The organism is Mucilaginibacter sp. SJ (genome assembly GCF_028993635.1).
In the GTDB taxonomy this organism is placed as follows: Bacteria; Bacteroidota; Bacteroidia; order Sphingobacteriales; family Sphingobacteriaceae; genus Mucilaginibacter.
In genome coordinates this window covers 1,755,627-1,780,903 of the sequence record NZ_CP118631.1, presented here as the reverse complement: position 1 = coordinate 1,780,903, position 25,277 = coordinate 1,755,627, and the positions used below count along the sequence as shown (strand labels likewise).

The 25,277-nt window shown below is 42.5% G+C and carries 22 protein-coding genes; 11 read left to right on the top strand and 11 right to left on the bottom strand.

All coding sequences use genetic code 11. From position 1 onward, the window contains the following. Nucleotides 1-24 precede the first annotated feature (24 nt). The 4 genes from MusilaSJ_RS07015 to MusilaSJ_RS07000 all read right to left on the bottom strand — a co-directional run bounded on the left by MusilaSJ_RS07015 (nt 25) and on the right by MusilaSJ_RS07000 (nt 1,595). A complete protein-coding gene (locus MusilaSJ_RS07015) occupies nt 25-978 on the bottom strand; it encodes a hypothetical protein (RefSeq protein ID WP_274989315.1) in 954 nt (317 codons plus the stop codon). Between the two features lie 72 nt (nt 979-1,050). Beyond that, nucleotides 1,051-1,203 carry a hypothetical protein gene (locus MusilaSJ_RS07010; RefSeq protein WP_274989314.1) on the bottom strand — a complete coding sequence of 51 codons (153 nt, stop codon included), beginning with the start codon at nt 1,201-1,203 and terminating at the stop codon, nt 1,051-1,053. A gap of 35 nt (nt 1,204-1,238) precedes the next feature. Then, nucleotides 1,239-1,382 carry a hypothetical protein gene (locus MusilaSJ_RS07005; protein WP_154402382.1) on the bottom strand — a complete coding sequence of 48 codons (144 nt, stop codon included), beginning with the start codon at nt 1,380-1,382 and terminating at the stop codon, nt 1,239-1,241. Nucleotides 1,383-1,433: 51 nt separating this feature from the next. Next, on the bottom strand, nt 1,434-1,595 hold the full coding sequence (locus MusilaSJ_RS07000; RefSeq protein ID WP_175489905.1) for a hypothetical protein: 162 nt from the start codon (nt 1,593-1,595) through the stop codon (nt 1,434-1,436). Nucleotides 1,596-2,164: 569 nt separating this feature from the next. Between MusilaSJ_RS07000 and MusilaSJ_RS06995 the strand changes: the two genes are divergently transcribed. Then, nucleotides 2,165-3,595, top strand: a complete 1,431-nt coding sequence (locus MusilaSJ_RS06995; RefSeq protein ID WP_274989313.1) for a tetratricopeptide repeat protein — start codon at nt 2,165-2,167, stop codon at nt 3,593-3,595. Nucleotides 3,596-3,620: 25 nt separating this feature from the next. Here MusilaSJ_RS06995 and MusilaSJ_RS06990 read toward each other — a convergent pair whose 3' ends face one another. The 5 genes from MusilaSJ_RS06990 to MusilaSJ_RS06970 form a co-directional block, all read right to left on the bottom strand. Continuing rightward, nucleotides 3,621-3,920, bottom strand: a complete 300-nt coding sequence (locus MusilaSJ_RS06990) for a hypothetical protein (RefSeq protein ID WP_090524556.1) — start codon at nt 3,918-3,920, stop codon at nt 3,621-3,623. Nucleotides 3,921-4,140: 220 nt separating this feature from the next. Beyond that, nucleotides 4,141-4,509: a type II toxin-antitoxin system RelB family anti-toxin gene (locus tag MusilaSJ_RS06985; protein WP_274989312.1), complete on the bottom strand. Its 369-nt coding sequence runs from the start codon at nt 4,507-4,509 to the stop codon at nt 4,141-4,143. 167 nt (nt 4,510-4,676) lie between these two features. Further along, nucleotides 4,677-6,962: an ATP-dependent helicase gene (locus tag MusilaSJ_RS06980; RefSeq protein WP_274989311.1), complete on the bottom strand. Its 2,286-nt coding sequence runs from the start codon at nt 6,960-6,962 to the stop codon at nt 4,677-4,679. Nucleotides 6,963-7,175: 213 nt separating this feature from the next. Next, on the bottom strand, nt 7,176-7,535 hold the full coding sequence (locus MusilaSJ_RS06975; protein WP_167516173.1) for a response regulator: 360 nt from the start codon (nt 7,533-7,535) through the stop codon (nt 7,176-7,178). Nucleotides 7,536-7,896: 361 nt separating this feature from the next. Next, complete coding sequence (locus tag MusilaSJ_RS06970) at nt 7,897-9,861, bottom strand: M1 family metallopeptidase (protein ID WP_274989310.1); 1,965 nt, start codon at nt 9,859-9,861, stop codon at nt 7,897-7,899. Nucleotides 9,862-10,129: 268 nt separating this feature from the next. Here MusilaSJ_RS06970 and MusilaSJ_RS06965 point away from each other — a divergent pair, with 268 nt between their 5' ends. The 4 genes from MusilaSJ_RS06965 (at nt 10,130) to MusilaSJ_RS06950 (ending at nt 13,452) form a co-directional block, all read left to right on the top strand. Continuing rightward, entirely contained in the window at nt 10,130-10,288 is a 159-nt protein-coding gene (locus MusilaSJ_RS06965; RefSeq protein WP_274989309.1) for a hypothetical protein, read from the top strand. 383 nt (nt 10,289-10,671) lie between these two features. Continuing rightward, on the top strand, nt 10,672-10,827 hold the full coding sequence (locus MusilaSJ_RS06960) for a hypothetical protein (RefSeq protein ID WP_274989308.1): 156 nt from the start codon (nt 10,672-10,674) through the stop codon (nt 10,825-10,827). Nucleotides 10,828-10,914: 87 nt separating this feature from the next. Further along, nucleotides 10,915-12,936: a thioredoxin domain-containing protein gene (locus tag MusilaSJ_RS06955; RefSeq protein WP_274989307.1), complete on the top strand. Its 2,022-nt coding sequence runs from the start codon at nt 10,915-10,917 to the stop codon at nt 12,934-12,936. 12 nt (nt 12,937-12,948) lie between these two features. Next, on the top strand, nt 12,949-13,452 hold the full coding sequence (locus MusilaSJ_RS06950; protein ID WP_274989306.1) for an FKBP-type peptidyl-prolyl cis-trans isomerase: 504 nt from the start codon (nt 12,949-12,951) through the stop codon (nt 13,450-13,452). 141 nt (nt 13,453-13,593) lie between these two features. Here the strand turns inward: MusilaSJ_RS06950 and MusilaSJ_RS06945 are convergent, their stop codons facing one another. Continuing rightward, nucleotides 13,594-14,313 (bottom strand): toxin-antitoxin system YwqK family antitoxin, encoded by a 720-nt coding sequence (locus tag MusilaSJ_RS06945; RefSeq protein WP_274989305.1) that lies wholly within the window; start codon nt 14,311-14,313, stop codon nt 13,594-13,596. Between the two features lie 69 nt (nt 14,314-14,382). Continuing rightward, the gene (locus MusilaSJ_RS06940) at nt 14,383-17,172 is read right to left on the bottom strand and encodes a TonB-dependent receptor (RefSeq protein WP_274989304.1); all 2,790 of its coding nucleotides are present in this window, start codon (nt 17,170-17,172) and stop codon (nt 14,383-14,385) included. A gap of 128 nt (nt 17,173-17,300) precedes the next feature. Between MusilaSJ_RS06940 and MusilaSJ_RS06935 the strand changes: the two genes are divergently transcribed. The 6 genes from MusilaSJ_RS06935 (at nt 17,301) to MusilaSJ_RS06910 (ending at nt 25,277) form a co-directional block, all read left to right on the top strand. Then, nucleotides 17,301-17,867, top strand: a complete 567-nt coding sequence (locus MusilaSJ_RS06935; RefSeq protein ID WP_274989303.1) for an acyl-CoA thioesterase — start codon at nt 17,301-17,303, stop codon at nt 17,865-17,867. 52 nt (nt 17,868-17,919) lie between these two features. After that, nucleotides 17,920-19,824: a tetratricopeptide repeat-containing sensor histidine kinase gene (locus MusilaSJ_RS06930; protein WP_274989302.1), complete on the top strand. Its 1,905-nt coding sequence runs from the start codon at nt 17,920-17,922 to the stop codon at nt 19,822-19,824. Between the two features lie 258 nt (nt 19,825-20,082). Next, a complete protein-coding gene (locus MusilaSJ_RS06925; protein WP_274989301.1) occupies nt 20,083-21,153 on the top strand; it encodes a fatty acid desaturase in 1,071 nt (356 codons plus the stop codon). Between the two features lie 872 nt (nt 21,154-22,025). Then, on the top strand, nt 22,026-23,555 hold the full coding sequence (locus tag MusilaSJ_RS06920) for a TolB family protein (protein ID WP_274989300.1): 1,530 nt from the start codon (nt 22,026-22,028) through the stop codon (nt 23,553-23,555). Nucleotides 23,556-23,571: 16 nt separating this feature from the next. Further along, nucleotides 23,572-24,486 (top strand): sugar phosphate isomerase/epimerase family protein, encoded by a 915-nt coding sequence (locus MusilaSJ_RS06915; RefSeq protein ID WP_274989299.1) that lies wholly within the window; start codon nt 23,572-23,574, stop codon nt 24,484-24,486. 179 nt (nt 24,487-24,665) lie between these two features. Then, entirely contained in the window at nt 24,666-25,277 is a 612-nt protein-coding gene (locus tag MusilaSJ_RS06910; RefSeq protein ID WP_274989298.1) for a gluconate 2-dehydrogenase subunit 3 family protein, read from the top strand.

The window sequence follows — 25,277 nt, the reverse complement described above, 5'->3', positions numbered from 1 at the left end:
GATTTTATAATGGAGAGTTGGTGATTATGCCATAAAATCAGCAGAACCTAAATCTCTTTTTGGGCCAGGACCAGACATCGCGAAATCAGCAGAGCCTAAATCTCTTTTTGGACCAGGACCAGACATTGCGAAATCAGCAGAACCTAAATCTCTTTTTGGACCAGGACCAGACATAGCGAAATCAGCAGAACCTAAATCTCTTTTTGGACCAGGGCCAGACATAGCGAAATCAGCAGAGCCTAAATCTCTTTTTGGACCAGGACCAGACATAGCGAAATCAGCAGAGCCTAAATCGCGTTTCGGACCAGGACCAGACATAGCGAAGTCGGCAGAACCCAAATCGCGTTTCGGACCAGGACCAGACATAGCGAAATCAGCAGAGCCAAGATCACGTTTTGGCTGAGGACCGAAAGCGAAGTCAGCAGAACCAAGGTCGCGTTTTGGCTGAGGACCGAAAGCGAAATCAGCAGAACCTAAGTCGCGTTTTGGCTGAGGACCGAAAGCGAAATCAGCAGAACCTAAGTCGCGTTTTGGCTGAGGACCGAAAGCGAAATCAGCAGAACCTAAGTCGCGTTTTGGCTGAGGACCGAAAGCGAAGTCAGCAGAACCTAAGTCACGTTTTGGCTGAGGACCGAAAGCGAAATCAGCAGAACCTAAATCTCTTTTTGGTTGAGGACCACGAGCGAAGTCAGCAGAACCTAAGTCACGTTTTGGTTGAGGGCCACGGGCAAAATCAGCAGAACCTAAATCTCTTTTTGGTTGAGGACCACGAGCGAAGTCAGCGGAACCAAGATCTCGTTTTGGTTGAGGGCCACGAGCAAAATCAGCGGAACCAAGATCACGTTTTGGTTGAGGACCGCGAGCATCAGCAGAACCTAAATCACGTTTTGGTTGAGGGCCGTTAGCGGCATTTGCTAATGTGGCGGTCGATAATATGGCGCTTAATGCTAAAGTTGCTATTAGTGTTAAATTTTTCATGATGTTTTTTAATGTGGGGGGTACGTAAATATTTTTTGTTTATTAAATCTCTTGTTTGTTATTGTCTGTTTTTTAGTCGGCGCTGCCTAAGTCTCTTTTAAAACCGGTTGTCAACGAGTTCACTGGTGCAACCACCATTTTCGGTTTGTTTTCATTTTTGTTTGTAGCTGATGATAATGCACCTGCACTAAGTACTACTGTTGTTATGAGGATGAATTTTTTCATGTTGTTTTATGTTTTATTGATCTTGAATAGATAAATCAGTCAGCACTTCCCAGGTCTCTTTTGTAACCGGTTGTGAATAAGTGAAGGTTAGCAAACTCAACTTTTGGGCTTTCCTTTTTACAGGATGAAATGGCCCCGGTGAACAGAACTGCTAAAGCGATGGTGATTATTTTTTTCATGATCGTGTTATATTATCGATGTTGAATTTTTCTGTATGATTTAATTGGATTTCAGTCGGCGCTTCCCAGGTCGCGTTTAAAACCTGCCGGCGTTTTGTTGAAATTGACAGCTGTTGGCTGTACGTCTTTTTTTGCCGATGATGACAAAACTGATGACGATGAGAGCACTCCGGCGCCTATGGTAAGGAGTACAAAAAACACTGCTTTTTTCATATTGATTAATTATTGTATTTAATATTCTATTTTTTAAATTAATACGATATTTGATATTTATTAAAATCCGTCAAGCTTATTTAAAGCTTATCACAAATATTTTAAAAGTCTGATTTTACTCTCTGTTTTTTAAAAACTCTGTTTTGTTTTAAATTTTAAAAAAGATTCTCTGTTTCGTATTTTTACACTGTTAATTATGGCGTTAAATTACTAATTTTAAATGTAATATCATCCGGATTACTCGCTTGTATGGTATACAATTTATTGCACGATTTTCACATTATTTCATTTATTTGATATACAAACTATAATTATATTGTAAATCTCAAGATATATGTTGCAATATTATTGTATTTGCTTGCATTCTTGTTTGGAGTGATATTGTATAGGATGTTTTTGTATTTAATATATTGTATTTCAGATATTTAACAATGCAAATATAGATATGTTTTTAATAGGAGGAAAAAACATATGAAAATAATTTTCCACAACGTTTTTTATTCTTAACATTAAATATAATTCAGCATTATTTTATAACTTTCACCCCAACAGAACGTAGAAGTGTTTTAATGAAAAAAATCGGCACATTCATATTATTCTTTTTATTATCGCTGTCGGTATACGCGAATGATATAATTGATGTTGCTGCGAAAGATACTAATGAGGTAATAAGCCTAAATACCAGCGCTTATTCAAACAGGCTGACAAATCCGGAGCAAACCGTTGAAGATGCCACCAAGGCGCTGAAGCTATCTACCAAACTCAATTATATTGATGGTATTGCAGAAGCTTACCGTGTTATAGGTATTGGTAAATACTATCTTGATCAGCCTGAAAAGGCTATTGAAAACTATCTGAACTCCCTTTCATCTTTTACCCGCAACAATAACCTGAGGGGCGAGGCCAAGGTTTATAATAATATCGGCATCCTGTTTCGTGACCACGACTACGAACGCTCACTTACGTATCTTAACCGATCGCTGGAGATAGCACAAAAAATTAATGATACCAAATTGGTAGGCTCATTGTATTTAAATATAGGCAACGTTTACACGCGTAAAAATAACCTGTATATGGCGCTTAAGTTTTATGACAAAAGTTTTCCCATATTTCAGAAACTGAGCGACTCAGTAAATCTGATCCAATGTTTGCAAAACCGTGGTGTTATTTATTTTAAACTTAAGGACTATGATAAGGCCCTGGGTTTACTGTTGGAGGCTAATGCCGGTGCAAAAGCACGTGACCTGAACGAGTCGGTAGCCAGTGTTGACCTTACGCTGGCAGCGCTTTACATGACAAAAGGTGATTTTAAAAATGCGGAAAAGATGGTGCAGGAGGGGACCGCCTATACACAGTTGGTAAAGGACCCTAAGCTTGACTACGATTATAAATACACTACATACGAACTGGAATATAACAAAAAGAACTTCGCCCGGGCGGTAAATTTGTTAAGGGAAATATATACCCAGGATAGTGTTACTTACAAAACCAACGTATCGGCGCAAATGAACCTGGTTGAGGCCAAACGCAGGCAGGAAGAACAACTGAAAGAGAACGAAAGAATTGCAGAGCGCCAGGCTTACGACCGGTCGAAATTTTGGGCAGTAACTGTAGTTGCGGGTTTGATGCTTGTAGTAATTGGTTTGCTGATCAGCAATGTAAAACGTAAAGCCAAAACCAATGCACAGCTTACACTGCTAAATGGTGAGGTATCCCGGCAAAAAGATAATCTTGATAGGATAAATCATCATCTTGAGGAGATCATTGATGAACGTACAAAGGATCTGCAGTTAAAAAATAAAAAGCTTTCTGAGCATTCGTCATATCTGTCGCATCAAATCAGGGGGCCTATAGCTACATTGCGCGGTTTGATCAACCTTGAAAAAGAAGGCCTGGTTGACCAGGCCGAATGTTTGGATATGATGGATAAATGCGTATCTGAAATTGATGAAAAGATCATCGAGATGAGCGACATGCTGCATAACCCGCCGAGAGTTTAACTCTGCGCCAGGTTCTCCTCCCGGTTTAACTAAAGTGTACAGGCAGGCTGGAGTGGATCTGTGCTTCTATAAGCCCCAGGTAAATACAATACCACGATATCATTTGTAAAACCAGCAGCTGTCTGTGTTTGTTATAGCCCTGTGTTTCAAAAGCCAGTGTTGTTTCATCGCCGGCAGTTACGAAAAACCTTACTTCGCCTTTACTCGGTTTAAAACGTGCCCGCAGCAAATCAAACGCCTTAACTTTTAGCTTACTTTTAGGATCATGGATGATACCGTCGCTCGAGGTTTCGTTTTTTGATATGGAAATAAGATAATTTGACATACAATTTGCTTTAGTAACCTGCATGCCACAATTATTACTCCAAAATCGGTATAAAGCGCTCATTATGGATAAATTAGCCAATACAATGGGAGGCTTTTTTATCTGAATTTCCTTTTGTTAAATATTGTTAACTACTATTTAATGTAGCGGATGAAACAGGACACTGATGCGAAGCAAACAATGTACACTATCGGTAAATTGTAATGTTTACTGCACACTTTTAGATAGCTACACTGGCTTTATTGCGCAACTCCTCATAAAGCAATATTACCTTACGCTGTAAACTGGCGATTTCTGATTCGCGATCTATCAGTTTTTTCTGTGCAACGCTTAAACTCGACGGTCTCATATCAGCTTCTTCATTATCGAGGGCCAGTATATTCACCACGTTTACATCAAAAATATTGGCTATTTGTTCAAGACGCGACAGGTTTATATCGGTTACTCCTGTTTCAATTTTTGAAAATGCGGGGATAGAGATGCCCAAACGGTTAGCCACATCTTCCTGGCTCCATCCATGCTGATGGCGTAATGCCCGGATGTTTTTACCAACGGATTTGTTTGTTTTCTTTTTAATAGTATCGCTCATATCAATTAAATATTAATTAAGGAAAAGGGGATACTTATGCAATCCAAATGGTATGCCATCATTAAATTACCTTTAAATTAGTGTTATTAAGGCGATTTAATGATGGACTGTGGTGAGGCTTGGGGAATCAATTCCTCAAAGTAGGGATTTTAACTCTTGGTTTATGTTTATTGAACTATGTAAAGTTTCGCAAATTTTAACAGCAACTGCTTTTGACCAATCTCCTTAAAGAAGATTGTGGCTTTTATATCAGGCTTATTACCCTCAAGAGCGAGTACTTTACCGAAGCCAAAACGTTCGTGTTCAACCTCCATGCCCACTTGTAAACCGGATGTATCAGAAGGTTTGAAATTGGCTGAAGGTACATGCGCCTTGGCCAGTATCGAAGTGGTTTTTACCGGTGCTGCAGCTGCCGGTTTTGGTCGCGAAAATGTGTCGGGCTGTTTATCCCTGCTCCATGCTTTACGTTCATCATCAAAAAATGGATTATTGCCCGAAGTAGGTTTGGCGGTATAGTCGAGCTCAAGATATTTTGCATCAATTTCATCCAAAAAACGGCTTGGCTCGCAATTAATCAATGTTCCAAACTTAAAACGCGAGGTGGCGTAACTGATATGGAGCTTGCTTTCGGCACGGGTAACAGCTACATAAAACAAGCGGCGCTCTTCTTCCAGATCGCTGCGTGAGTTAAGCGACATCTGCGAAGGGAAAAGGTTCTCTTCCAGCCCTACAACATAAACCTGCGGAAACTCAAGCCCTTTTGACGAGTGGATGGTCATGAGCGATACCGTATCGGCATCTTTATTTTTGTCATTATCATCGTTAGTTAACAGGGCTACATCCTGCATGAAAACATCAAGGCCTTTTTCTTCAATATCCTCCCGCTCCGAAAACTCTTTGATCCCGTTTAAAAGCTCCTGGATATTTTCGTAACGGTTAAGCCCCTCTACCGATTTATCTTCATAAAGGTCCTTCAATAAACCCGAATGCTGCGCGATATATAAAGCCGACTCATAGGCCGATTTGGTTTTGGTCAGCACCTGGAAGCTTTGGATCATGGTAGCAAAAGTGGATACTGCCCCCGATATTTTGCCCTCGAGGTACTTGCCCGGCTCAACAATAACTTCCCAGGGCGTTATACCATGCTGATCGGCTGCTACAATGATCTTATCAACCGAGGTATCGCCAATACCCCGTTTAGGGTAATTGATAACGCGTTTTAAAGCTTCTTCATCATTAGGGTTAAAGGTGAGCCTGAAATAAGCTATCAGGTCCTTAATTTCCTTGCGCTGATAAAACGAAAGCCCGCCATATATTTTATATGGGATACCCAGTTTGCGTAAGGCCTCCTCCATAGAACGAGATTGCGCATTGGTGCGGTAAAGGATAGCAAACGCCGACCATTTAAGCCCGTTTGAGCTGCGGTCCTGCATAATAGCTTCGGCTACTATTTTGCCTTCCTCGTTATCGCTGAAGGCCCGCATCACTTTGATCTTATCGCCCGATTCTTTTTCGGAGAACACATTCTTTTTAAGCTGGTCTTTATTATTGCGGATGATGCTGTTGGCTACATTCACAATATTTTGGGTTGAGCGGTAGTTTTGCTCCAGCTTAAACACTTTCAGATCGGGATAATCCTTTTCAAAGTTTAAGATATTCTGAATGTTGGCACCGCGGAAAGCATAGATACTTTGGGCGTCATCACCTACTACGCACAGGTTTTCGTTAACAGCAGCAAGCTTTTTAACAATCAGGTATTGCGAAAAGTTGGTATCCTGATACTCATCAACCATAAGGTATTTAAACTTGTGCTGGTATTTATTGAGCACATCGGGATGCAGTTTCAGCAGTTCGTTGGTTTTGTAAAGCAAATCGTCAAAATCCATGGCGCCGGCACGGTAACAACGGGTGGCATACATCTCATAGATCTTGCCCATTTGCCCGCGGCCGCTCGAAAAGTCGTCGGCCTGGATCTGCTCGTTCTTGTTATATTCCTGCCACGAGATCAGGTTATTTTTTGATGCCGAAATGCGGTTAAGTACAAAGTTTACATTGTACAGCTTATCGTCAAGGTTCATTTCTTTTAAAATGGCCCTTAAAACACTTTTGCTATCGTCGGTATCGTAAATGGTAAAGTTGCTGGGATAGCCAATTTTTTCGGCCTCAACCCGCAAAATTTTGGCAAATACCGAGTGGAAGGTTCCCATCCATATGTTTTTAGCTTCGGCGCCAACTACATGGGTGATACGCTCGCGCATTTCGCGGGCGGCCTTGTTGGTAAAGGTAAGTACCAGTATGTTAAACGAATCAACACCCTTGCGTATCAAATGCGCTACGCGATAGGTAATAACACGTGTTTTGCCCGATCCCGCACCGGCAATGATCATCACCGGCCCTTCAATTTGTTCAACTGCTGCCCTTTGTTCGGGGTTTAATCCCTGTAAGTAATCCAAAATCTTTTCCTCTTTTCTTGAGCAGCGAAATTAAGGTTTTGGGGCGAAAGGGGAAAGGATTTCGGATGTCGAATTTGAGATTTCGGATTTGTATAGAGAAATCAGGCAATCGCCTTTAACCACATGCGGATTGAAAAACGATAAATTAAAAATTTTCACACTGCGATTGTATCGCCTTTGGAAAAAGATAGTTTTAAATAATTGAGTTATTCATCAATTCAAAAACCTGTTAATGGTTTTTACCAGCTTATTTATATCAAAAGGCTTGGGTACAAAGGCATCATATCCAAAATTAACCAGGGCAATAGCCTGTTCATGGTAAGCCGAGATCAGGATCACCGGGATGTGCCGGGTATCTTCGTTGCCTTTAATAAGCTGGCAAATGCGGCCGCCGTTGAGGCCGGGCAGCATATAATCGGTTAATACCAGATCGGGGTTGTACGCTTTTACAGCACCAATAATATCATCAGTACGGTCAAGACCGGTAACCTCAAAATCATGAAAGGTGAGCACTGTTTCAAGTACCCGCAAAATTTCAGCGTCATCTTCAATTATGAGTATATTTCTTGCCATAGTTAACATGCTAATTGTAATTTGCTATTAGCCTTTAATATTAAAAATAAACAAAATGTTTTATAATTAAAAATATTTTCCAGTGTTTAATTGAAGTCGATATAGGTTTGTATTAGTGGGTATATTGCTTATTAACAGTTGGATATAGTGTTTTTTTAAGGATATTTTATGGTTTTTTAAAGGGTGCATAATTTTACACTGACCGCGATAAAAAAACTCACAGTTAAGCTAACAGAATCATCGAAAAAAAAGCGATGAGCCCAAACGCCCATCGCTTTTTGAAGTTCCCTCTAATCTCTAATCTCTAATCTCTAATCTCTTCACAAATCCGAAATCGAAAATCCAAATTCCGAAATCAAAACTACTCTCCCCTGTAAATGTTGTTTTTCAGGTCAACATCAGGTAGTTGACGATCAGGGTCTATTTCCATGCTTTTGATAGCCGTTGTTGAGGGGTATTTAAATTTCCAAACGCCGTCGCGCTGCCAGATGTTTACCGGCAGGTGGATTGTTTCGGTTTTGCCGTTAGCCTGAACAATTTTAAGATCAACAGGCAAAGCCATTTTTTCATTATTGGTAAGTGTGATCAGCGCGCCTTCGGCCGGGTTGCCTTTGATGTAGCTTACCGAAGTAATGGCCTGGTCAAGCTTCCAGGTGGTGAAGAACCATGATTTCCAGAACCAGTTCAGGTCCTCGCCGCTGGCATCATTCATAGCCCTGAAAAGATCGTACGGAAGCGGGTGCTTAAACGCCCAGTTCTTAACATACTCGCGGAAAGCATAGTCAAAGCGCTCGGGGCCAAGCACTACGTTGCGCAATATATCCAAACCTAACGCGGTTTTGGTATAATACTGACCGTAATCATTGAGACCAATGGCTTCAGGAGCGGTCATGAGCGGGTCTTTGCTGTTGCGGTAGCCGGCCAGTACATTTTGCGCCGAACCACTTTTCTCAACATATTCGCCCTTATTAAATTGTTCGGTAGCATACTCATTAATAAAGGTGTTAAAACCTTCGTCCTGCCACATGTATTTGCGCTCGTTTGAGCCTACTATCATCGGGAACCAGTTATGGCCTATCTCATGGGTAACATCACCCCAAAGCTGTCCTTTTTTCAGGTTGCTGAGGCAAAAGATAGCACCCGGATATTCCATGCCTAATGCCACTCCCGATACGTTAACTGCCGAATTCCAGGGATATTCAAAATATAGGTTTGAATAGATCTCCATGCTGTTTTTCAGGTATTCGGTTGAGCGGCCCCAGCCGTCATTGCCCGAACTTTCAACAGGATAGGCCGACATGGCAATACCCTTGCGGCCCGACGGGAAATTAACCCTCGCCGCGTCCCAGATAAAAGCGTCAGAAGCTCCCCAGGCAATATCGCGGGTATTCTGCATTTTAAAATGCCAGGTAAGCGTACCTTTAAACGGCCGGGTTGAGCCTTTGCCAACTTCGCCCGCGCTAATGATAGTTACCGTTTTATCGCTGTTGCGGGCTTCTGCCAGCCTTTTTTGTTGTGCCGGGGTAAGTACTTCTTCGGGGTTTTGCAAATCGCCCGAGCCAACTACTATTTTGTTGGCAGGAGCGGTGATATAATAGTCAAAATCACCATATTCGCAATAAAACTCGCCTAAACCCATGTAGGGCAGGGTGTTCCAGCCTTCCACATCGTCATAAACGCACATGCGTGGGTACCATTGGGCAATTTCGTAAATATAGCCCTGTTTAAACTTTTTACGGCCCATACGGTCGGCGCCATAAAAGGGGATTGCAAAATCATAATTAACCTTGATCTCTATTTTTTCGCCTTTGCCATCCATTGGGGCATTAAGGCGTAACTGCATCCGTGCATCCGTAATGATAGGATCAACCTTGTAGGTTTCGCCTTTATAGGTAATCTCAACAGAAGCGATATGATAACCACCGCGACTAAATCCACGAACGTCAAACCTGTCGCCGGTGTATGGCGTTACCGCCGCTCCGCGCGAATCTGGTTTAAACAGGTTTTGATCCAGTTGCAGCCACAGATAATCCAACTTATCAGGGCTGTTATTGGTGTAGGTAATGGTTACTTCGCCGGTTATGGTAGTATCCTTGCCTTCATTAAGAGCAGCTTTGATTTGGTAATCAGCGCGGTTTTGCCAGTAATTTGGTGAGGGCTTGCCTGCAGCCGAGCGTGTACCGTCACTGGTAACGGGCCAGGTAATTGGGCCAAAAAGGTCCTGGTGATTGTATTTTGTGGTGTCGGTAGTTTGGGCCGATGCCGGTCGCGTAAACGGCATCAGCGCCACGGCGCATAATAAATAATTCAGTTTTAAACAGTTCATCTTAAATTTTTGATAACAAGGGGGCAAATAAAGGGAAATAATTTGTGAGTTTGATAATTTGGGTGCTGTGTAACATATATATTAGTAATTTAAGCATATTTACGAGCCGCTGCTTTTCTGATGATTAAGAGCCAAATAATGATATGATATATTACCTATGGGAGCATGGGGCGCCTCCATATTGGGAAATGATGCTACTGCCGAAGTTTAAAAATACTGATGAACGATTATTTAACAAAACGTATATTTGTATAAACGGAGCACTACAATGGAAACTAATCATTCCCTCATGAATAAGGGTATTGGTAAAGGGAAAAACACAGTGGGTATCAAACCCACAAAAAAAAACGAATCTCAGCTGGTAAAAATTACAAAAGAGGAGATTGATCTTGCACGCCCTTCTGTTTATAAATACTTACTTCCATAAATGTTCGACTCGTATTATAAGTTTTCGCAGGTTGGGGTTGAGAAAGCGCATAATAAAAGATATCTAAAGGAAATACTCATTTTTAGTTTTAGATCAAAGTATAATTACTATCTGGTTGAGGTAGAAGTATATGTTCATGATATTTATATTGTAAAGTTTTATTTAAAGAAAGATAAACGTAACCCACTTAAATATCATTTACTCACTAACGAAAACAAAGGCTCAAAAGTCATATCTACTTGCATTCGCATCATGTTGCATATATACGGACGGAATCCACGGGCAAGTTTCGGCTTCATTGGTGCCAATACAGTTGATCCTCAAAATTCATATATACAGAAGCAAAGGAGCTAACCAAGCGTTTTAGGATTTACAGGTTGGCTATGTATGCACTTTTGGGCACAGAAACTTTTACCCATTATGCAGATGCCAGCCATAGTGCATATTTGATGGTGAACAATAAAGTTGATGCGGTTAATGAAGTAAAGAATGCTGCACGGAAAATGTTTGAAGATTTGTTTGCTGATTTGGCAGAATAGCTATCACCCCTAAAACTTTTCTAAATAAATTCCATTTAACTTACAGGTGCAATTATATCTGCATTTTTGCAGCAAACACACAGCTATATGAATCGCCTGGCCAACTCCACATCGCCCTATTTATTACAACATGCCAATAACCCGGTAAACTGGTACCCCTGGGGCAAAGAAGCCCTTGATAAAGCCAAAGCCGAAAATAAGCTCATCCTGGTAAGCATCGGCTACTCGGCCTGTCATTGGTGCCATGTTATGGAGCACGAAAGCTTCGAGGATGAAGCTGTGGCCGCTGTAATGAATGAATATTTTGTTTGTATTAAGGTGGATAGGGAAGAGCGCCCCGATGTTGACCAGATTTATATGAGTGCCGTGCAACTGATGAGTGGCCGTGGTGGTTGGCCACTTAACTGCATTTGCCTGCCCGATCAAAGGCCTATTTACGGCGGCACTTACTTCCGCAAAAACGACTGGACGTCGTTGCTCTTTAACCTGGCCGATTTTTACAAGCAAAAGCCAGAAGAGGCCGAAGATTATGCTGTTCGCCTTACTGAGGGGATTCAAAAATATGAGTCGATAGAATTTGTAGTGGCACAGGCAAAACATACGCGGGACGATCTGCAAGCCATCGTAAACAATTGGAAACGATATTTTGATAAGCAGGAGGGGGGCACCGGCAACGCGCCCAAATTCCCGATGCCAAATAACTGGCAGGCTTTAATGCGCTATGGCTATTTAATGAAAGATGATGAAGTAGCGGAGCAAGTGAAACTTACTTTGCATAAAATGGCTTTCGGGGGAATTTATGATCATGTTGGCGGTGGATTTGCACGCTATTCGGTTGACGGTCGCTGGCATGTACCACATTTTGAAAAAATGCTGTATGATAACGCCCAGCTTATTAGCCTGTATGCCGAAGCTTACACCTGGCATCCGGATGAATTGTACAAACAGGTAGTTGATGAGATCATCACTTTCAGCACCCATGAGCTGATGTCGCCCGGGTATGGCTTTTATTCGGCGCTTGACGCGGATAGTGAAGGAAAGGAAGGCAAGTTCTATATTTTTATCAAGGATGAGATTGAAGAGATTTTAGGCGATGAAGCCGGTTTGTTCTGTATCTACTATAATATTACGGAGGAAGGCAGCTGGGAAGAGGAGGAATCGAACGTATTGTTCCGGAAGGACAGCGATGAAGGCCTGGCCGCAAAATTAGGTTTGCCTGGTGATGAATTGCTTGCCAAAATAGCTGCATCCCGTCAAAAGGTATTTGAAGCCCGCAGTGTACGCGTACGGCCGGGATTGGATAACAAGATCCTGGCATCGTGGAATGGCCTTATGCTGAAAGGTTTGAGCGATGCTTACCGTGCGTTTAATAAACCGGAGTACCTTGAGCTTGCGCTGAACAATGCCGGGTTTATTTTAAATAACCTGCTTGGCCAAAATGGCAGGTTATCACGGGTTTACAGCGCCACATCGTCACCGGATACGCCGGTAGCATTTTTAGATGATTATGCCAATATCATTGACGGGCTCATTGCTTTGTATGAAGTTACCTTCAACGAGCACTGGCTGCAGCAGGCCAAAAGCCTTACCGATACGGCCATAGCCCACTATTACGATGAAGCAAAGGGCATTTTCTTTTTCACTGCCGATGATGATGAGCAACTGATCGCCCGCAAATCTGAAATTATGGATGGGGTGATCCCTGCCTCCAATTCGGTTATGGCACGGGTACTTAAAAAGTTAGGCTTGCTTTTTGATAACGAAAGTTACATTGAGGTTTCGGCACAGTTGTTACGTAATGTAATGCCGCAGCTGGCAAAGTATGGTTCGGCCTATTCAAACTGGGTGATGCTTTTGCTGGATGAGGTGTTTGGAATAAACGAAATTGCGATAACTGGTGCCGGAGCGGAAACTTTCAGAAAGGAAATGGAAAATAATTACATCCCCAATAAAATTATGTTGGGCGGTAATACAGGAAGTTTACCTTTGCTGCAGGATAAGTTTGGTGCATCAACGCAAATTTTCATTTGTAAAGATAAAACCTGCGGATTACCTGCTCATAACCCGGCCGATGCCATAAAAGAGGTTGAAGCCAGATTTTACAACTAAAAACAATTTACAATGAAGATTGCACCTCAGCACGTAGTATCATTAACCTACGATTTGTACGTAGACCGCGAAAACACAGGTACCGAAACGTTGGTAGAAAGTACCACCCAGGAACAGCCGCTTACCTTTTTATTTGGTGCAGGACAGATGCTGCCTAAATTTGAGGATAACCTAAGCACACTTTCAACAGGTGATGCCTACGAGTTTCGCTTATCTCCCGAAGATGCTTATGGCGTATATGATGAAGAAGCAGTAGCCAACCTGCCTAAAGAAATGTTTCAGGGTACTGAAATTCCTGAAGTTGGCAGCATTTTGCCTTTACAGGATAACCAGGGCCACCGTTTCCAGGCTATGGTAGTTTCAATTGCCGAAGATGCCGTTATTGTTGATCTTAATCACCCTATGGCCGGCCAGGAACTGCACTTTAAAGGTAATATCCTTAACGTACGCCCTGCAACAGCCGAAGAGTTATCACACGGCCACGCACATGGTCCGGATGGTCATCATCACCATTAATAGGCTACTAATAGCTTAGCTATATAATTAAGCGTCATTGCGAGGTACGAAGCAATCTCCAATTAGCAGGTTCGCCCTGTGTAGTTTGGGATTGCTTCGTACCTCGCAATGACGCTTTTAGTTTAGGAAGAGTAGGGACGATTAATAAAATTCTAATCCCCCATCATTCCTGAAAGCACATTTGATAAGCACCCGGCAGCTAACACCTTCGCCGTTTACGGTAGCCGGTACAAAGATCTTATCGGCCGGGTCGGGCACGTCGATGCTCATATTAAAAGTTTTTTCATACGACCCGCTGTACACATGCACCTTGAATGATGCAAGCCTTCCCAACGGACTAATCAACAGCTCTACCGCTCCAAATGATACATTAGGGTTAAGGTTCATTAACTCGGGGGGAAGCTTAAAGAGGTTGAGATAGGGGAGGTACCCAAAAAATCTGCCGCCTACTTTAAGTGGTTTGGTTGTTTTAGCTGTATCATTAAGTTTTACATCAACAAAATACTGCAGGTTTGATGTGCTGTCTTCAGGAGCCTCATAGGTGATCTGGTTGGTCCTGTAATCAAAATTTTGTACCAGGTGCCCGCGGTTGTCAAAAAAGTGCCAAACGCCGGTTCGTTTATCATTATCGTAATAACCACTGGCCAGCGCATAGTTTTTTTGATACAGGGCCTGGTATAGCCCCTGCCTGATGCCTCTGTTAGTTTTTAGCACGTTAAACCGCTCAACTACCGAATCGGTGAGGCGACGTTTTACTACAACAGTTTCCGGGGTAGTTTTTGCAGCGGCAGCATCCTTGGTTTGTGCAAAAGTGTTGCCGATAGCCAATATCGATATAAAGGTTAAAATAAATTTTCTCAATGCAGGGATATAGATTGTTGTAAATATATAACAGCGCTTAACGTTTTTCAAAAAAAAGCAGGATACAAATTATCCCCTGCCTCCGCGGCGACCACCGCCACCTCCGCCAAATCCACGTCCGCCGCCGTTACGCCCGCCCTGCGGACGGCTGCCCGTAAATTTTTGAAGCCGGATGGTAAAGCTGAGCATAAAATACCTGCCCAGCCGGTTGGTACGCGTATCAATGATCTGGTTGCCTACGGCGGTACGGGTAATGCCTTTGTTCTGGTCAAAAATATCAAAAGCCTGGAACCTAAGCGAGGCTATATGCTTGTTTAAAAACTGATATTCCAGATAGCTGCTCAGCAGGGTAGGGTTGGCTTTTACGGTACTGCTGAAACCGTGATTGATGGTTTGAGTTAAACTGTAACCAAGCACCCAACTGTAAAAAAAGTAATTACGGCCGTCGAGCCCTAATGTCCAGGTTTGGGCATCGGTATTTAATGAAGATGGCAGGCTGTAACGGGTAGTATTAATGCTGTAATTAGCGCTGATCTCGCTGTCCATAATGCTGTCAAGGTCAACCCTAAGTTTAACGCCCTGGTTAAGCACCCAGTTTCTACCCTCATTGCGCTGATTTTCAATATATGAAATATTGTTGTTGTAGCTTGCACCGCCGTTTAAGGATACGGTGTACTTGCGTTCGGCAAATGGTTTTGAAAAGGAATAGTTGCCGTTTACATTATAAAAACCATTGGTGTTAATATAGCGGGTTGCCTGTATGGTATTGTTGCCTTTTGTGCTTTGGGTGCTATCGGTAACAGGGGCCGAATTGGTAACTATTTTATCCTGGGTTTCGGCAAATGATAAACTGGCGAACAGTGAATTGCCGCTGGCAATATCAAACTGGTTATAACGCACATTAAAGCTGTTGGTAAATTCAGGTTTCAGGTCAGGGTTGCCATAAACCCTGTTTTGAGGGTTTGAATAATCGGGCTGAAGCTGCAGCTGGCTAAATGATGGCTGTGCATTGGAGCCGCTATAATTAAACGAAAAGGAATGGTTTTTTGAAAAGTTATAGATAAACCTGGCCGTAGGGATAATATTAAAGGTAGATGTGGAGGTATGAAAATTGTGCGATTCCCCGTCAAGCTTTGAAGGCTGAACAGCCAGGCCCAGCGTATAATTATATTTAGGTTGTATCCCTCGAAGGTTTAACCCGATGCGGTTGGTGATGAACTGGTAGTTATACAACGTACTCAATGAATCAACGTAGGTTTGATTGCCTGTTACAGGATCAACCCGGTAGTTGTAGCGATTATTATCGGTGTTCGAATAATTATAACTGTAATTGCTTTCCAGGTAAGTTGTTTTGCCAATAGGTTCGATATATGAAAAATGCAGGCTTACCCTTTGCGATTGATTATCAGAGTTGATCTGCTGAAACAATGGCGTTACCACGGTATCCTGCCGGGTGGTGTATTTATCGTTCAGTTCCTGGTCGTTTTTAGAATAGCTTATATTGGCATTAACACTGAAGTTCCGTCCTTTTTTATGGAACTTGTGGTTATAAAGCACATTAAGGCTGCCTGTTTGTGATGAGTTATTGGTGAGTGCCAGCTCATTACCTGTAACTAAACTTTGGTTACGGGTATTGCTGAAGGTATCGGTACTCATGTTTTCGGCAGTGGCATATGAAAAACCCGGGTTTATTTTGATATAGTTAGATGTATCTATTTTGTACTCGATATTGAAATCAAAACGGTGGTTGATACCATGGTTATGGTTAGTGCTGTTATCCATATTGATGATATTACCTGATTGATAAAGGTTTTGCTGCAAGGTTGTGATGTTGATATCCCTGTCTTTATCGGCAAAACTATAGCTGCCATATACCGTAACTTTTTTGCCCCAGTCATCGCGGTAATTGGTACCTATGGAACGGTTGGTAGTAATGCCATTCGCTGTACTTACCCCGCCGGCACTGCTTCCGCCTCCGCCACCTCCACGCCCGGCCCGACCGCCGCCGCCACCGCTGCTGCCAAGGTTGAAACTATTGGTGTTATTGTTATTCCAGGTGCCTATAACTGCCAGCTGCCTGGCATCATAAAATGAATTGGCCGAAAGACGGGCCTGGTACCGGTCGTCATTACCAACGCCAACGCTGCCCTGGCCAAAATTACCTTTGCTTTTTCCCTTTTGTATGGTGATGTTCAGGATCTTGTCCGGGTCGCCGGTTTTGATGCCGGTAAGGTTGGCCTGGTCGCCGTAATCGTCAATCACCTGTATGTTTTCCACAATATCGGCAGGCAGGTTCTGAGTGGCGGTTTGCACATCGCCGGTAAAATAATCTTTACCATTAACCCGTACTTTGGTAACCTGTTTGCCATGTGCGGTTACATTGCCGTCTTTATCAACGCTTACGCCGGGCAGCTTTTTGAGCAGATCTTCCACCGGTGACCCTTCCCGTACTTTATAGGCGCTGGCTTTATATTCTACGGTATCCTCCTTAATCGTGATAGGGATCACTGCCGAAACAACCACCGTATTTAGCATATTGGTTTGCACCTTTACTTTGATGGGATCGAGGTTAATGGGTTTAGTATCGTTATCCATTACATAACGGCGGGTAAAGGGCTGGTAACCGATTCCGCTTATACTGAGTTTAAAGTTTTTGGAAATGACAGCGGGGAAATAAAATGCCCCGGCAGTGTTTGTTGCTACTACTACACTGTCTTTATCGGATATCAGTTTTACTGTAATTCCGGGTACGGAGCCCACGCTGTCAACTACCGTGCCGCGCACCTCACGGGCTTGCTGGGCATAGGCAGTTGATAAAAAAAGAATACTAATAAACGCGAGCAGTAAGTGTTTTTTCATAGTTTAGGGTCAATTTAGGTTATTGACCATTAAAGTGTAACGAAGGTTTAACTATTTAACCCTATGTAATACTAATGTTGCATATATTGTATTTTAGTGCTTAACCTTATACTATATTACCATATATTATGAACCCCTTACCCGATATAGACGGCTATAAAAGCGTGGCATTTTCGCAGGCTACTATTACCGAACTGATGATCCCTTCGTATTCCAATTTTGGCGGAAAAATTCATGGGGGGATCTTGCTTTCGCTTATGGACAAGGTAGCCTATGTATGTGCCGCCAAGCATGCGGGTAACTATTGCGTAACCGCATCTATTGATACAGTAGATTTTTTGCAACCTGTAGAAGTTGGGGAACTGGTATCGCTTATGGCATCGGTAAACTATGTAGGCAATACTTCGCTGGTGGTTGGTATCCGGGTGATATCTGAAAATATCAAAAACCATTCGGTAAAACATACCAATACCAGCTATTTCACCATGGTAGCCAAAGATGAATTTAACAAGCCTGCCAAAGTACCCGGCCTGGTTCTGGAAAACAGGGAGCAGGTAAGGCGCTTTATTGAAGCCCGCCGCCGTAAGGAGATTAAGCAGAGTTATATGAAAGAGGTTGAACAGATTCAAATGCCCGATAACTACGAGAATTGTATTGAACTGCTGCAGGGCGAGCGGTGCATTGTTGCCGGATAGCTATTGCCTATATTAAGTTTATTATTAGATTGCAGTCTGAAACTGTTAGCGAATGACAAGGCCCTTTGGTTTATTATTGCTGTTATTGATGCATAGTACTGTTTATGCGCAAAAAGCAAGCGGAATTGAGCCGAAAAAATCGCCGTCACTAATCAAAACCATCGACAGCCTTAACAAACTTGTTGAGGAAACCTATGTTGGTGCCCCCTACGAGGCAAGGATAAGAGCTGAGCATGCCCTACTGCTTTCGGAAAAAATGAAATATAATGAAGGTACGGGCGCCGCTTTTTTAAATTTAGGGCATGTTTACTGGTCGCAGTCATACTATCCTATCAGTTTGTTTTATTTTAATTCGGCTTTAAATTATCTGCCCAAAAACAAGCCGCTGTTACTGGCCCACTGTTATAGCTCCATGGGCAGGGCTTATACAGATTTGCAAAACTATAGCAAGGCCATAAAAAATTTAGACATAGCCACCCGCTTTGCAGGCCATGATCCAAAAATGCTTGCCGAAGTTTATAACGAACGTTCATTTGTTTACGCCAGGCTTAAACAATATGATAAAGGCATTGCGCTTGCCAAACTTGCCATGCAGCTTAGCCGTACGGTAAATGACCAGCCCGCGATATGTATATTATACAGCCGGCTGGCTAACGCTTATCGTTTAAAGGGACAATATCAACAGGCCGTCGCTTATTCAGACACTGCCCTGCAAATGAGTTATGTTGTTAATAATAAGCGTTTAAGGGCTATCTCATTTATTGAACGTGCTGTTATTTACAATTCGTTAAGCCAGTTTGACAAAGCCATTAACCTTGCAAAAAAAGGTGCTGCTTTATCCGATAGCATTGGTGTTATGGATGGCATCTCGTCGGCTTATAAAACCATAGCCTACAGCTTTGAGCAAAAGCATGATATGGTGCAGTCGTTAGCCTATCAAAAAAAATTTACCCAGGCGCTTGATAGTCTTAGTGCTGCCAATAAGCGTAAAAGTACCGAGCTTATACAGGGTTATTTTGAGCTCAACAGCCGTCTTAATGCCATTGCCGCTATTGAGCAAAAGGCAGGGCAATACCGAGAAAAAATTCATTTGCAAAAGGTTATAATTATTACACTCCTTATTTCATTGCTGGTTGTAATATTGGCTTTGTCGGTTACCTATTACCTTTATAAACAAAAACGGGTTTTAAATAACCGGATGCGTAAGCAGCATAAAGCCCTGTTAATTCAAAAAGAACTGATAGAAGAACAATCGGTGAACCTGGCAAATATTAATAATCTTAAAGATAAGTTACTGGCTGTAATAGGGCATGATTTGCGTACACCGCTTGCTAATCTGAATTCCATATTACGTTTATACAATACCCGTGTTTTAAGCGATAATGAAGTTCAGGACCTGATGAAGGAAATAGAGCCGGTAGTACAGGGTGCCGAATTAACCCTTTCAAACCTGCTTGAATGGGCAGGCAGCCAGATCAAAGGCGTTAATCTTGAGGCATCGGCAGTCGACATTTATTTAATTGGCATTGAAATCGGGAGGATCTTTAGTTACCTTTTTCAACAAAAAAATATCAGGTTTGAAAACATGGCTTTACCCGGGATGTGCGTACAGGCTGATGAACGACATGTAAAAGTGGTTTTGAGTAACCTGGTTAGCAACGCTATTAAGTTTACGGGCAATTACGGTATTGTTAGTTTATTGAGCACCGTTGATGAAGGCATGTTGGTGATCAGTGTTAACGATACAGGCAACGGGATTCCTGCAGAAAAACTTGGCAAGTTATTTAACCTTAATACGAAATACACAGCCACAGGCACTTCCGGCGAGAAAGGCACCGGCATAGGTTTGTTTTTATGCAAGGAGCTTATTGAGTTTAACGGCGGCAGGCTTTGGGTACATTCAGAAATAAACAGGGGCAGCACCTTCAGTTTTAGCCTTCCTTTGGTAACAGATTAAACTTTCCTCAAAAATTATTCCTGTTTAAAATCAGTGTTTTTTTATCCGTTTAATGCTTATTAAGTAATATATGGCTGATATTAACTTTTATAATTTCCTATAAAGAAATTTAATTATTTTGAAAAATTTTTAATCATTTGTTGGGTAATTTAAATCTATTTATCCCGTTGTTACGTATAAGCAGTAAGTACTTTTTACTATATTGTGACAAAATAGACAAATATTCCCCACTCTTTAAACTAATCTCCCAAACACTTAATGGCATTTTTAAACACTGTGCTCGAACCACCTGCATATGGTTGGACAGATGAACTTGGCAACCTCTCAAAACCCACTAACAAACAAATTGTAAAAGAATTTTTTAAACGTCTGAACGTATTCAGGGATAAAAAGAATTGGCTTTCGTTTTTAAGCTGGTCGCTGGTGCTGGCTTTAGTTCCGTTTTTAGGCCTGTTCATCTTTAAATATTTCAGTATTACAGGCCTTATTGTTGCCTTTGTGTATGGAATGATCATTATGGGCACTCACGGCACTATCTGGCATCACCGGTATTGTACACATGGGGCTTATAGCTTTAAAAATAACTTCTGGAGATTTTTTACGCAAAACCTTACGCTTAAAATCATTCCCGAAGAGATCTATGCGGTATCACATCATGTACATCATGCTTTATCTGATCAGCCGGGCGACCCTTACAATGCCCAGGGCGGTTTTATGTATTGCTTTTTGGCCGATGTTAACCACCAGCCTATAGCCCGCGATATGGACGAGGTGCATTATAAAAAATGCGTTAACCTGATGAAACACACCGGGGTAACTACAAATACGTACAGGCAGTATCAAAAATGGGGCACCCTGGCTAATCCAACCCGCACTATAGTTAGTATCATTTTAAACTGGGGTTTTTGGTTTACAGCTTTTTATCTTTTAGGCGGACCGGCATTGGCCTGTGCTGTATTTGGCTCTGCCGGCATCTGGGCAGTTGGTGTACGTACATTTAATTACGAAGGTCACGGCAAAGGAAAAGATATGCGCCGCGAAGGTATTGACCATAACCGCGAGGATATGTCCATTAATCAATTATGGCCGGGCTATGTTGCCGGAGAGTGGCATAATAACCACCACTTGTATCCTAAAAGTGCACGTTCCGGCTTTAAACCATATCAGTTTGATTTGGCCTGGTGTTACATTAAAATGATGAGCATACTGGGAGCTGTAAGCTCATACCGCGACTCTAAAGCTGATTTTTTGAAGGAATATTGTACGCCTGTTCCGGTTGGTGTACCGGTAGCTATACCGGTTACTGAAATATTGGTAGCGGGAGAATAAGTTGCTCTTTTGAGATATCGAAAGCCGCAGTGAGATGATTGCTGTGGCTTTTTTATTAACGAGGAGGCCTGTATTTACAACGTTTGCTGCTGTTGATGGTGACAAGACCATAGGTGTTAGGAGGATTTTTTAATTCCCTACCCTTGGGTTTAAGTTAACCGACAAAAGCGATAGCCAAATTGGGTAATCTTTATAAGTTGAACCCCTCTGGGGTTCGGATAAGGGGGTGTGACGTTATTTCTGCAAACCTTTTCCCCCTCCGGGGGATTTTTACAATTTAATAAACATATATTAATTGCTGATGGACAGGTGCACCAGGGGTGCAAATGGGTTGTAGCTCGTAAAGTTATAGAATATCCTTTGCCCCAGAGGGCCAAACACGACGCCTTGCTGTTTAAGCGACAAGTTTTGTGGGTAAATTTAAACCTTTGGAAAGAGTGTGGCAAGAATACATAGCGGCAGGAAGGGGGGATCCGCTATTAAAACAGAATAGGTAAGGCGATGAAACCCGCCCTTGACTCTCCCTTAGTAGGGAATCGCACTATCCAACGCTTTTCTTATTTCTTCCGAACACCTATGGTGACAAGACCAACAATGGTATGAGTTATTCTTGTTTTAATTAAGTTGTTGATTATTAATTATTTGCATTAAAATCATTCGAATTTATGTTGACCTTTGTTAACCCGTCATCGTAGTATGCGGTGTAACAACACCAACAACGAGTTTCGCTCCGTGTTAAAATTACACTTTGTAAAAATCTGGTTATATGTTAAAAAAGTGGAGAAAAGTTAAAATAGTACTATCTTAATTGTAAATTGATTATATACCTTTAGTGAACCGATTATCGTACAACACTAAATGCCTTAAAACCAATGCGCAGTAAAATATTCAGTGTTATTGTAAGCTTCACGTGTCTTTCCTTGTCTGTTTTTAATGCAGACGCACAAAATCCCGGGGTTTTTGAAGGCCAAACCGATGTTGGTACGGTCAAGCATCAGGGCAGCGGTGTATATGATGCTAAACTACAGCAATATACGCTTACCGGTTCGGGCCAGAATATCTGGGCTACGCATGATGATTTTCACTTTGTGTGGAAGAAAATGAAAGGCGATTTCATTTTGCGCACCAACGCTGCTTTTATAGGTAAAGGTGTTGAAGCACACCGCAAGGTTGGACTAATGGTTCGCACTACGCTCGATTCAAATTCAAAACATATTAATGCTGTTGTTCATGGCGATGGCTTAACCTCGCTGCAATACCGTAAAACGGTAAGCGGCATCACTGAAGAAAAGAAAGCACCCATCACAGCCGCCGACGTGATCCAACTGGAACGTAAAGGTAATACCTACACTATGTCCGTAGCCCGCAAAGGCGATCTCTTTGTGAGCGAGGAGGTAACCGGTCTTGACCTGGGTGACGATGTTTATGCAGGCATCTTCATTTGCTCACATAATGCAGATGTTACCGAAAAAGCGGTATTCAATAACGTACGTATAGTTACACCCGCGCCGGCCTCATTGATTCCTTATAAACAATACTTAGGCAGCGCCATTGAGTTGCTTGATCTCGAAAGCCAGAACGCAACAGTGGTTTATCAATCGCCTAAATCACTCCAGGCCCCAAACTGGACGGTTGATGGCAAATCACTCATTTATAACAGCGAAGGTTCGCTTTTTAAATTCGATCTGAAATCGCATACACCAAAGTTGCTGAATACAGGCATCGCTAAAAACAATAATAATGATCATGTGCTTTCGTTTGATGGTAAAATGCTGGTCATCAGCAGCGGGGATGGCGGGCCTTCTATTGGTTACACCGTGTCATCGGCAGGTGGCGAAGCTACCCGGGTAACACAAACAGGGCATGGGCCAAGTTATATGCATGGCTGGTCGCCTGATAATAAATACCTCGTTTTTTGCGGAGAGCGTAACAAAGAGTATGATGTGTACCGGATCCCGGCAGGAGGCGGGCCTGAAGAAAGGCTTACCACTACGCCCGGTTTGGATGATGGTCCCGAATATTCGCCCGATGGAAAATACATCTACTTTAACTCGGTACGCAGCGGCCTGATGCAGATCTGGCGTATGAAAGCCGACGGCAGTGAACAAACGCAATTAACTAACGATGATTATAACAACTGGTTTCCGCATATCTCGCCCGATGGTAAATGGATCGTATATATTACCTTCCTCAAAAGCGAAGTGGCCCCTAACGACCATCCATTTTATAAGCATGTATATTTAAGGCTGATGCCGGTAGGGGGAGGCCCGTCAAAAGTGGTTGCCTATTTATACGGCGGTCAGGGTACTATCAACACCCCTTCATGGGCGCCGGATAGCAAGCACCTGGCATTTGTAAGTAATTCTGATTTATTGTTCCCTGTATTTCCTATAGCAAAATAACCTTAAACATATAACCATGTATACATCACGCAGATCATTTTTAAAAACCGGCGCGCTCGCAGTTGCCGGGGCGGCGCTACTTCCTGATAGTTTATTTGCCGCTACGGATAATAAGCTTAAACGGGTAGGGGTGCAGCTTTACAGCGTACGCGATGCCATGAAGGCCGATCCGCAGGGGACGTTGAAAAAAATTGCTGATGCTGGTTACGCCCATGTGGAGCATGCTAACTATATCGACCGGAAATTTTACGGCTATACCGCTAAAGAATTTAAAAAGATCCTGGCCGACCTTGACCTTAAAATGCCAAGCGGCCATACCGTAATGACACCTCAGCACTGGGATGCAGCCAAAAATGATTTTACCGATGCGTGGAAATATACCGTTGAAGACGCGGCCACCATGGGGCAAAAGTTTGTAATAAGCCCTTGGCTTGATGAAAAGGTACGTACAGATACCGATGCCCTGAAACGCACCATGGAGCAGTTTAACAAGTGTGGTGAGCTTTGCAAGCAATCGTCAATGATGTTTGGCTACCATAACCATAACTTTGAGATCAGTACCAAAGTGGGCGATATCACCCTTTATGATTATATCATCCAAAATACCGATCCGGCTTTGGTGGCCCAGCAAATAGACATCGGCAACATGTACACTACCGGTGGCAGAGCGTTGGAGTTTATCAATAAATATCCCGGCCGGTTCCAGTCCATGCACGTAAAGGACGAAATTAAAGTACCGCCCCATAATGGCGATGATACCGAAAGCACTATTTTAGGCGCGGGGATCCTGCCGGTTAGAGATATTGTAAAGGCCGGGGCAAAAAAAGGCGGCACCTCCTTGTTCATTATTGAGCAGGAAGCATACCAGGGCAAAGACCCAATCGATTGTGTAAAAATTAATTTACAAATCATGAAAAAATGGGGCTATTAATAGTATAAGACTAACTTACACCCCGTGAAATTAATTTTTACAGCCTTTGATTTTGAATTGTAATTATTAAGTTTGGGAGCACGTTATAAATCATATTAAGCCTTTCTCGTTACCTGTTCAATAAGCTAAAAGTTTTGTGGCAGATAAATGGGCTTCGCTAAAACAATTTAGTTTAAACAATGGACCGGCGTACCGTCATTAAAAACCTGGCTTTAATAATAGGGGGGGCTGCATTGCTCCCGGCCTGTTCGCAGGATAAAGCAAAATCAAAAGTTGCACTTAAGAATATCGATATCAGTGCCGAACAGGAGCAGCTGATAGGTGACGTTGCCGAAGCAATCACCCCCAAAACAACAACGCCGGGTGCGAAAGACCTGCTGCTCCATTTATTTGTATTGAAAATGGTGGATGACTGCTATAAAAAGGAAGATCAGCAGGAGTTTGTAACCGGCATGGGTCATTTCGCAGATCATTCTCAGAAATTATATAGTAAAACGTTTAATCAGCTCGATGTTAAAACCCGTGAAGCGTTTTTGCTGGATATAGAAAAAGAAGGTAAAGCGGAAGAAGAGGTGGCCAGGAAAAACAGTGATAAAAAAGATGCTGCACCTGCCACACCTTCTGTCGGCAAATATTCGCCCGAGCTTAAGAAGTTTTACGGTATGGTAAAAAGGCAAACCATAAACGGTTACACCAATTCAAAATATTTCATGACCAACATAGTGGTTTATGAGCTTGTGCCGGGCAGGTACAACGCGCATTTTCCTTATAAACCAAAGCAAGCAGTATAA

What these genes read in the sequence shown, in the direction of transcription:
- MusilaSJ_RS06965 (WP_274989309.1), top strand. Translation starts at nt 10,130, where the DNA reads ATGGAAACTAATCATTCCCTCATGAATAAGGGTATTGGTAAAGGGAAA.
- MusilaSJ_RS06990 (WP_090524556.1), bottom strand. Translation starts at nt 3,920, where the DNA reads ATGTCAAATTATCTTATTTCCATATCAAAAAACGAAACCTCGAGCGAC.
- MusilaSJ_RS06995 (WP_274989313.1), top strand. Translation starts at nt 2,165, where the DNA reads ATGAAAAAAATCGGCACATTCATATTATTCTTTTTATTATCGCTGTCG.
- MusilaSJ_RS06975 (WP_167516173.1), bottom strand. Translation starts at nt 7,535, where the DNA reads ATGGCAAGAAATATACTCATAATTGAAGATGACGCTGAAATTTTGCGG.
- MusilaSJ_RS06920 (WP_274989300.1), top strand. Translation starts at nt 22,026, where the DNA reads ATGCGCAGTAAAATATTCAGTGTTATTGTAAGCTTCACGTGTCTTTCC.
- MusilaSJ_RS06910 (WP_274989298.1), top strand. Translation starts at nt 24,666, where the DNA reads ATGGACCGGCGTACCGTCATTAAAAACCTGGCTTTAATAATAGGGGGG.
- MusilaSJ_RS07015 (WP_274989315.1), bottom strand. Translation starts at nt 978, where the DNA reads ATGAAAAATTTAACACTAATAGCAACTTTAGCATTAAGCGCCATATTA.
- MusilaSJ_RS06950 (WP_274989306.1), top strand. Translation starts at nt 12,949, where the DNA reads ATGAAGATTGCACCTCAGCACGTAGTATCATTAACCTACGATTTGTAC.
- MusilaSJ_RS06960 (WP_274989308.1), top strand. Translation starts at nt 10,672, where the DNA reads ATGTATGCACTTTTGGGCACAGAAACTTTTACCCATTATGCAGATGCC.
- MusilaSJ_RS06955 (WP_274989307.1), top strand. Translation starts at nt 10,915, where the DNA reads ATGAATCGCCTGGCCAACTCCACATCGCCCTATTTATTACAACATGCC.
- MusilaSJ_RS06935 (WP_274989303.1), top strand. Translation starts at nt 17,301, where the DNA reads ATGAACCCCTTACCCGATATAGACGGCTATAAAAGCGTGGCATTTTCG.
- MusilaSJ_RS06970 (WP_274989310.1), bottom strand. Translation starts at nt 9,861, where the DNA reads ATGAACTGTTTAAAACTGAATTATTTATTATGCGCCGTGGCGCTGATG.
- MusilaSJ_RS07010 (WP_274989314.1), bottom strand. Translation starts at nt 1,203, where the DNA reads ATGAAAAAATTCATCCTCATAACAACAGTAGTACTTAGTGCAGGTGCA.
- MusilaSJ_RS06930 (WP_274989302.1), top strand. Translation starts at nt 17,920, where the DNA reads ATGACAAGGCCCTTTGGTTTATTATTGCTGTTATTGATGCATAGTACT.
- MusilaSJ_RS06915 (WP_274989299.1), top strand. Translation starts at nt 23,572, where the DNA reads ATGTATACATCACGCAGATCATTTTTAAAAACCGGCGCGCTCGCAGTT.
- MusilaSJ_RS07000 (WP_175489905.1), bottom strand. Translation starts at nt 1,595, where the DNA reads ATGAAAAAAGCAGTGTTTTTTGTACTCCTTACCATAGGCGCCGGAGTG.
- MusilaSJ_RS07005 (WP_154402382.1), bottom strand. Translation starts at nt 1,382, where the DNA reads ATGAAAAAAATAATCACCATCGCTTTAGCAGTTCTGTTCACCGGGGCC.
- MusilaSJ_RS06940 (WP_274989304.1), bottom strand. Translation starts at nt 17,172, where the DNA reads ATGAAAAAACACTTACTGCTCGCGTTTATTAGTATTCTTTTTTTATCA.
- MusilaSJ_RS06925 (WP_274989301.1), top strand. Translation starts at nt 20,083, where the DNA reads ATGGCATTTTTAAACACTGTGCTCGAACCACCTGCATATGGTTGGACA.
- MusilaSJ_RS06985 (WP_274989312.1), bottom strand. Translation starts at nt 4,509, where the DNA reads ATGAGCGATACTATTAAAAAGAAAACAAACAAATCCGTTGGTAAAAAC.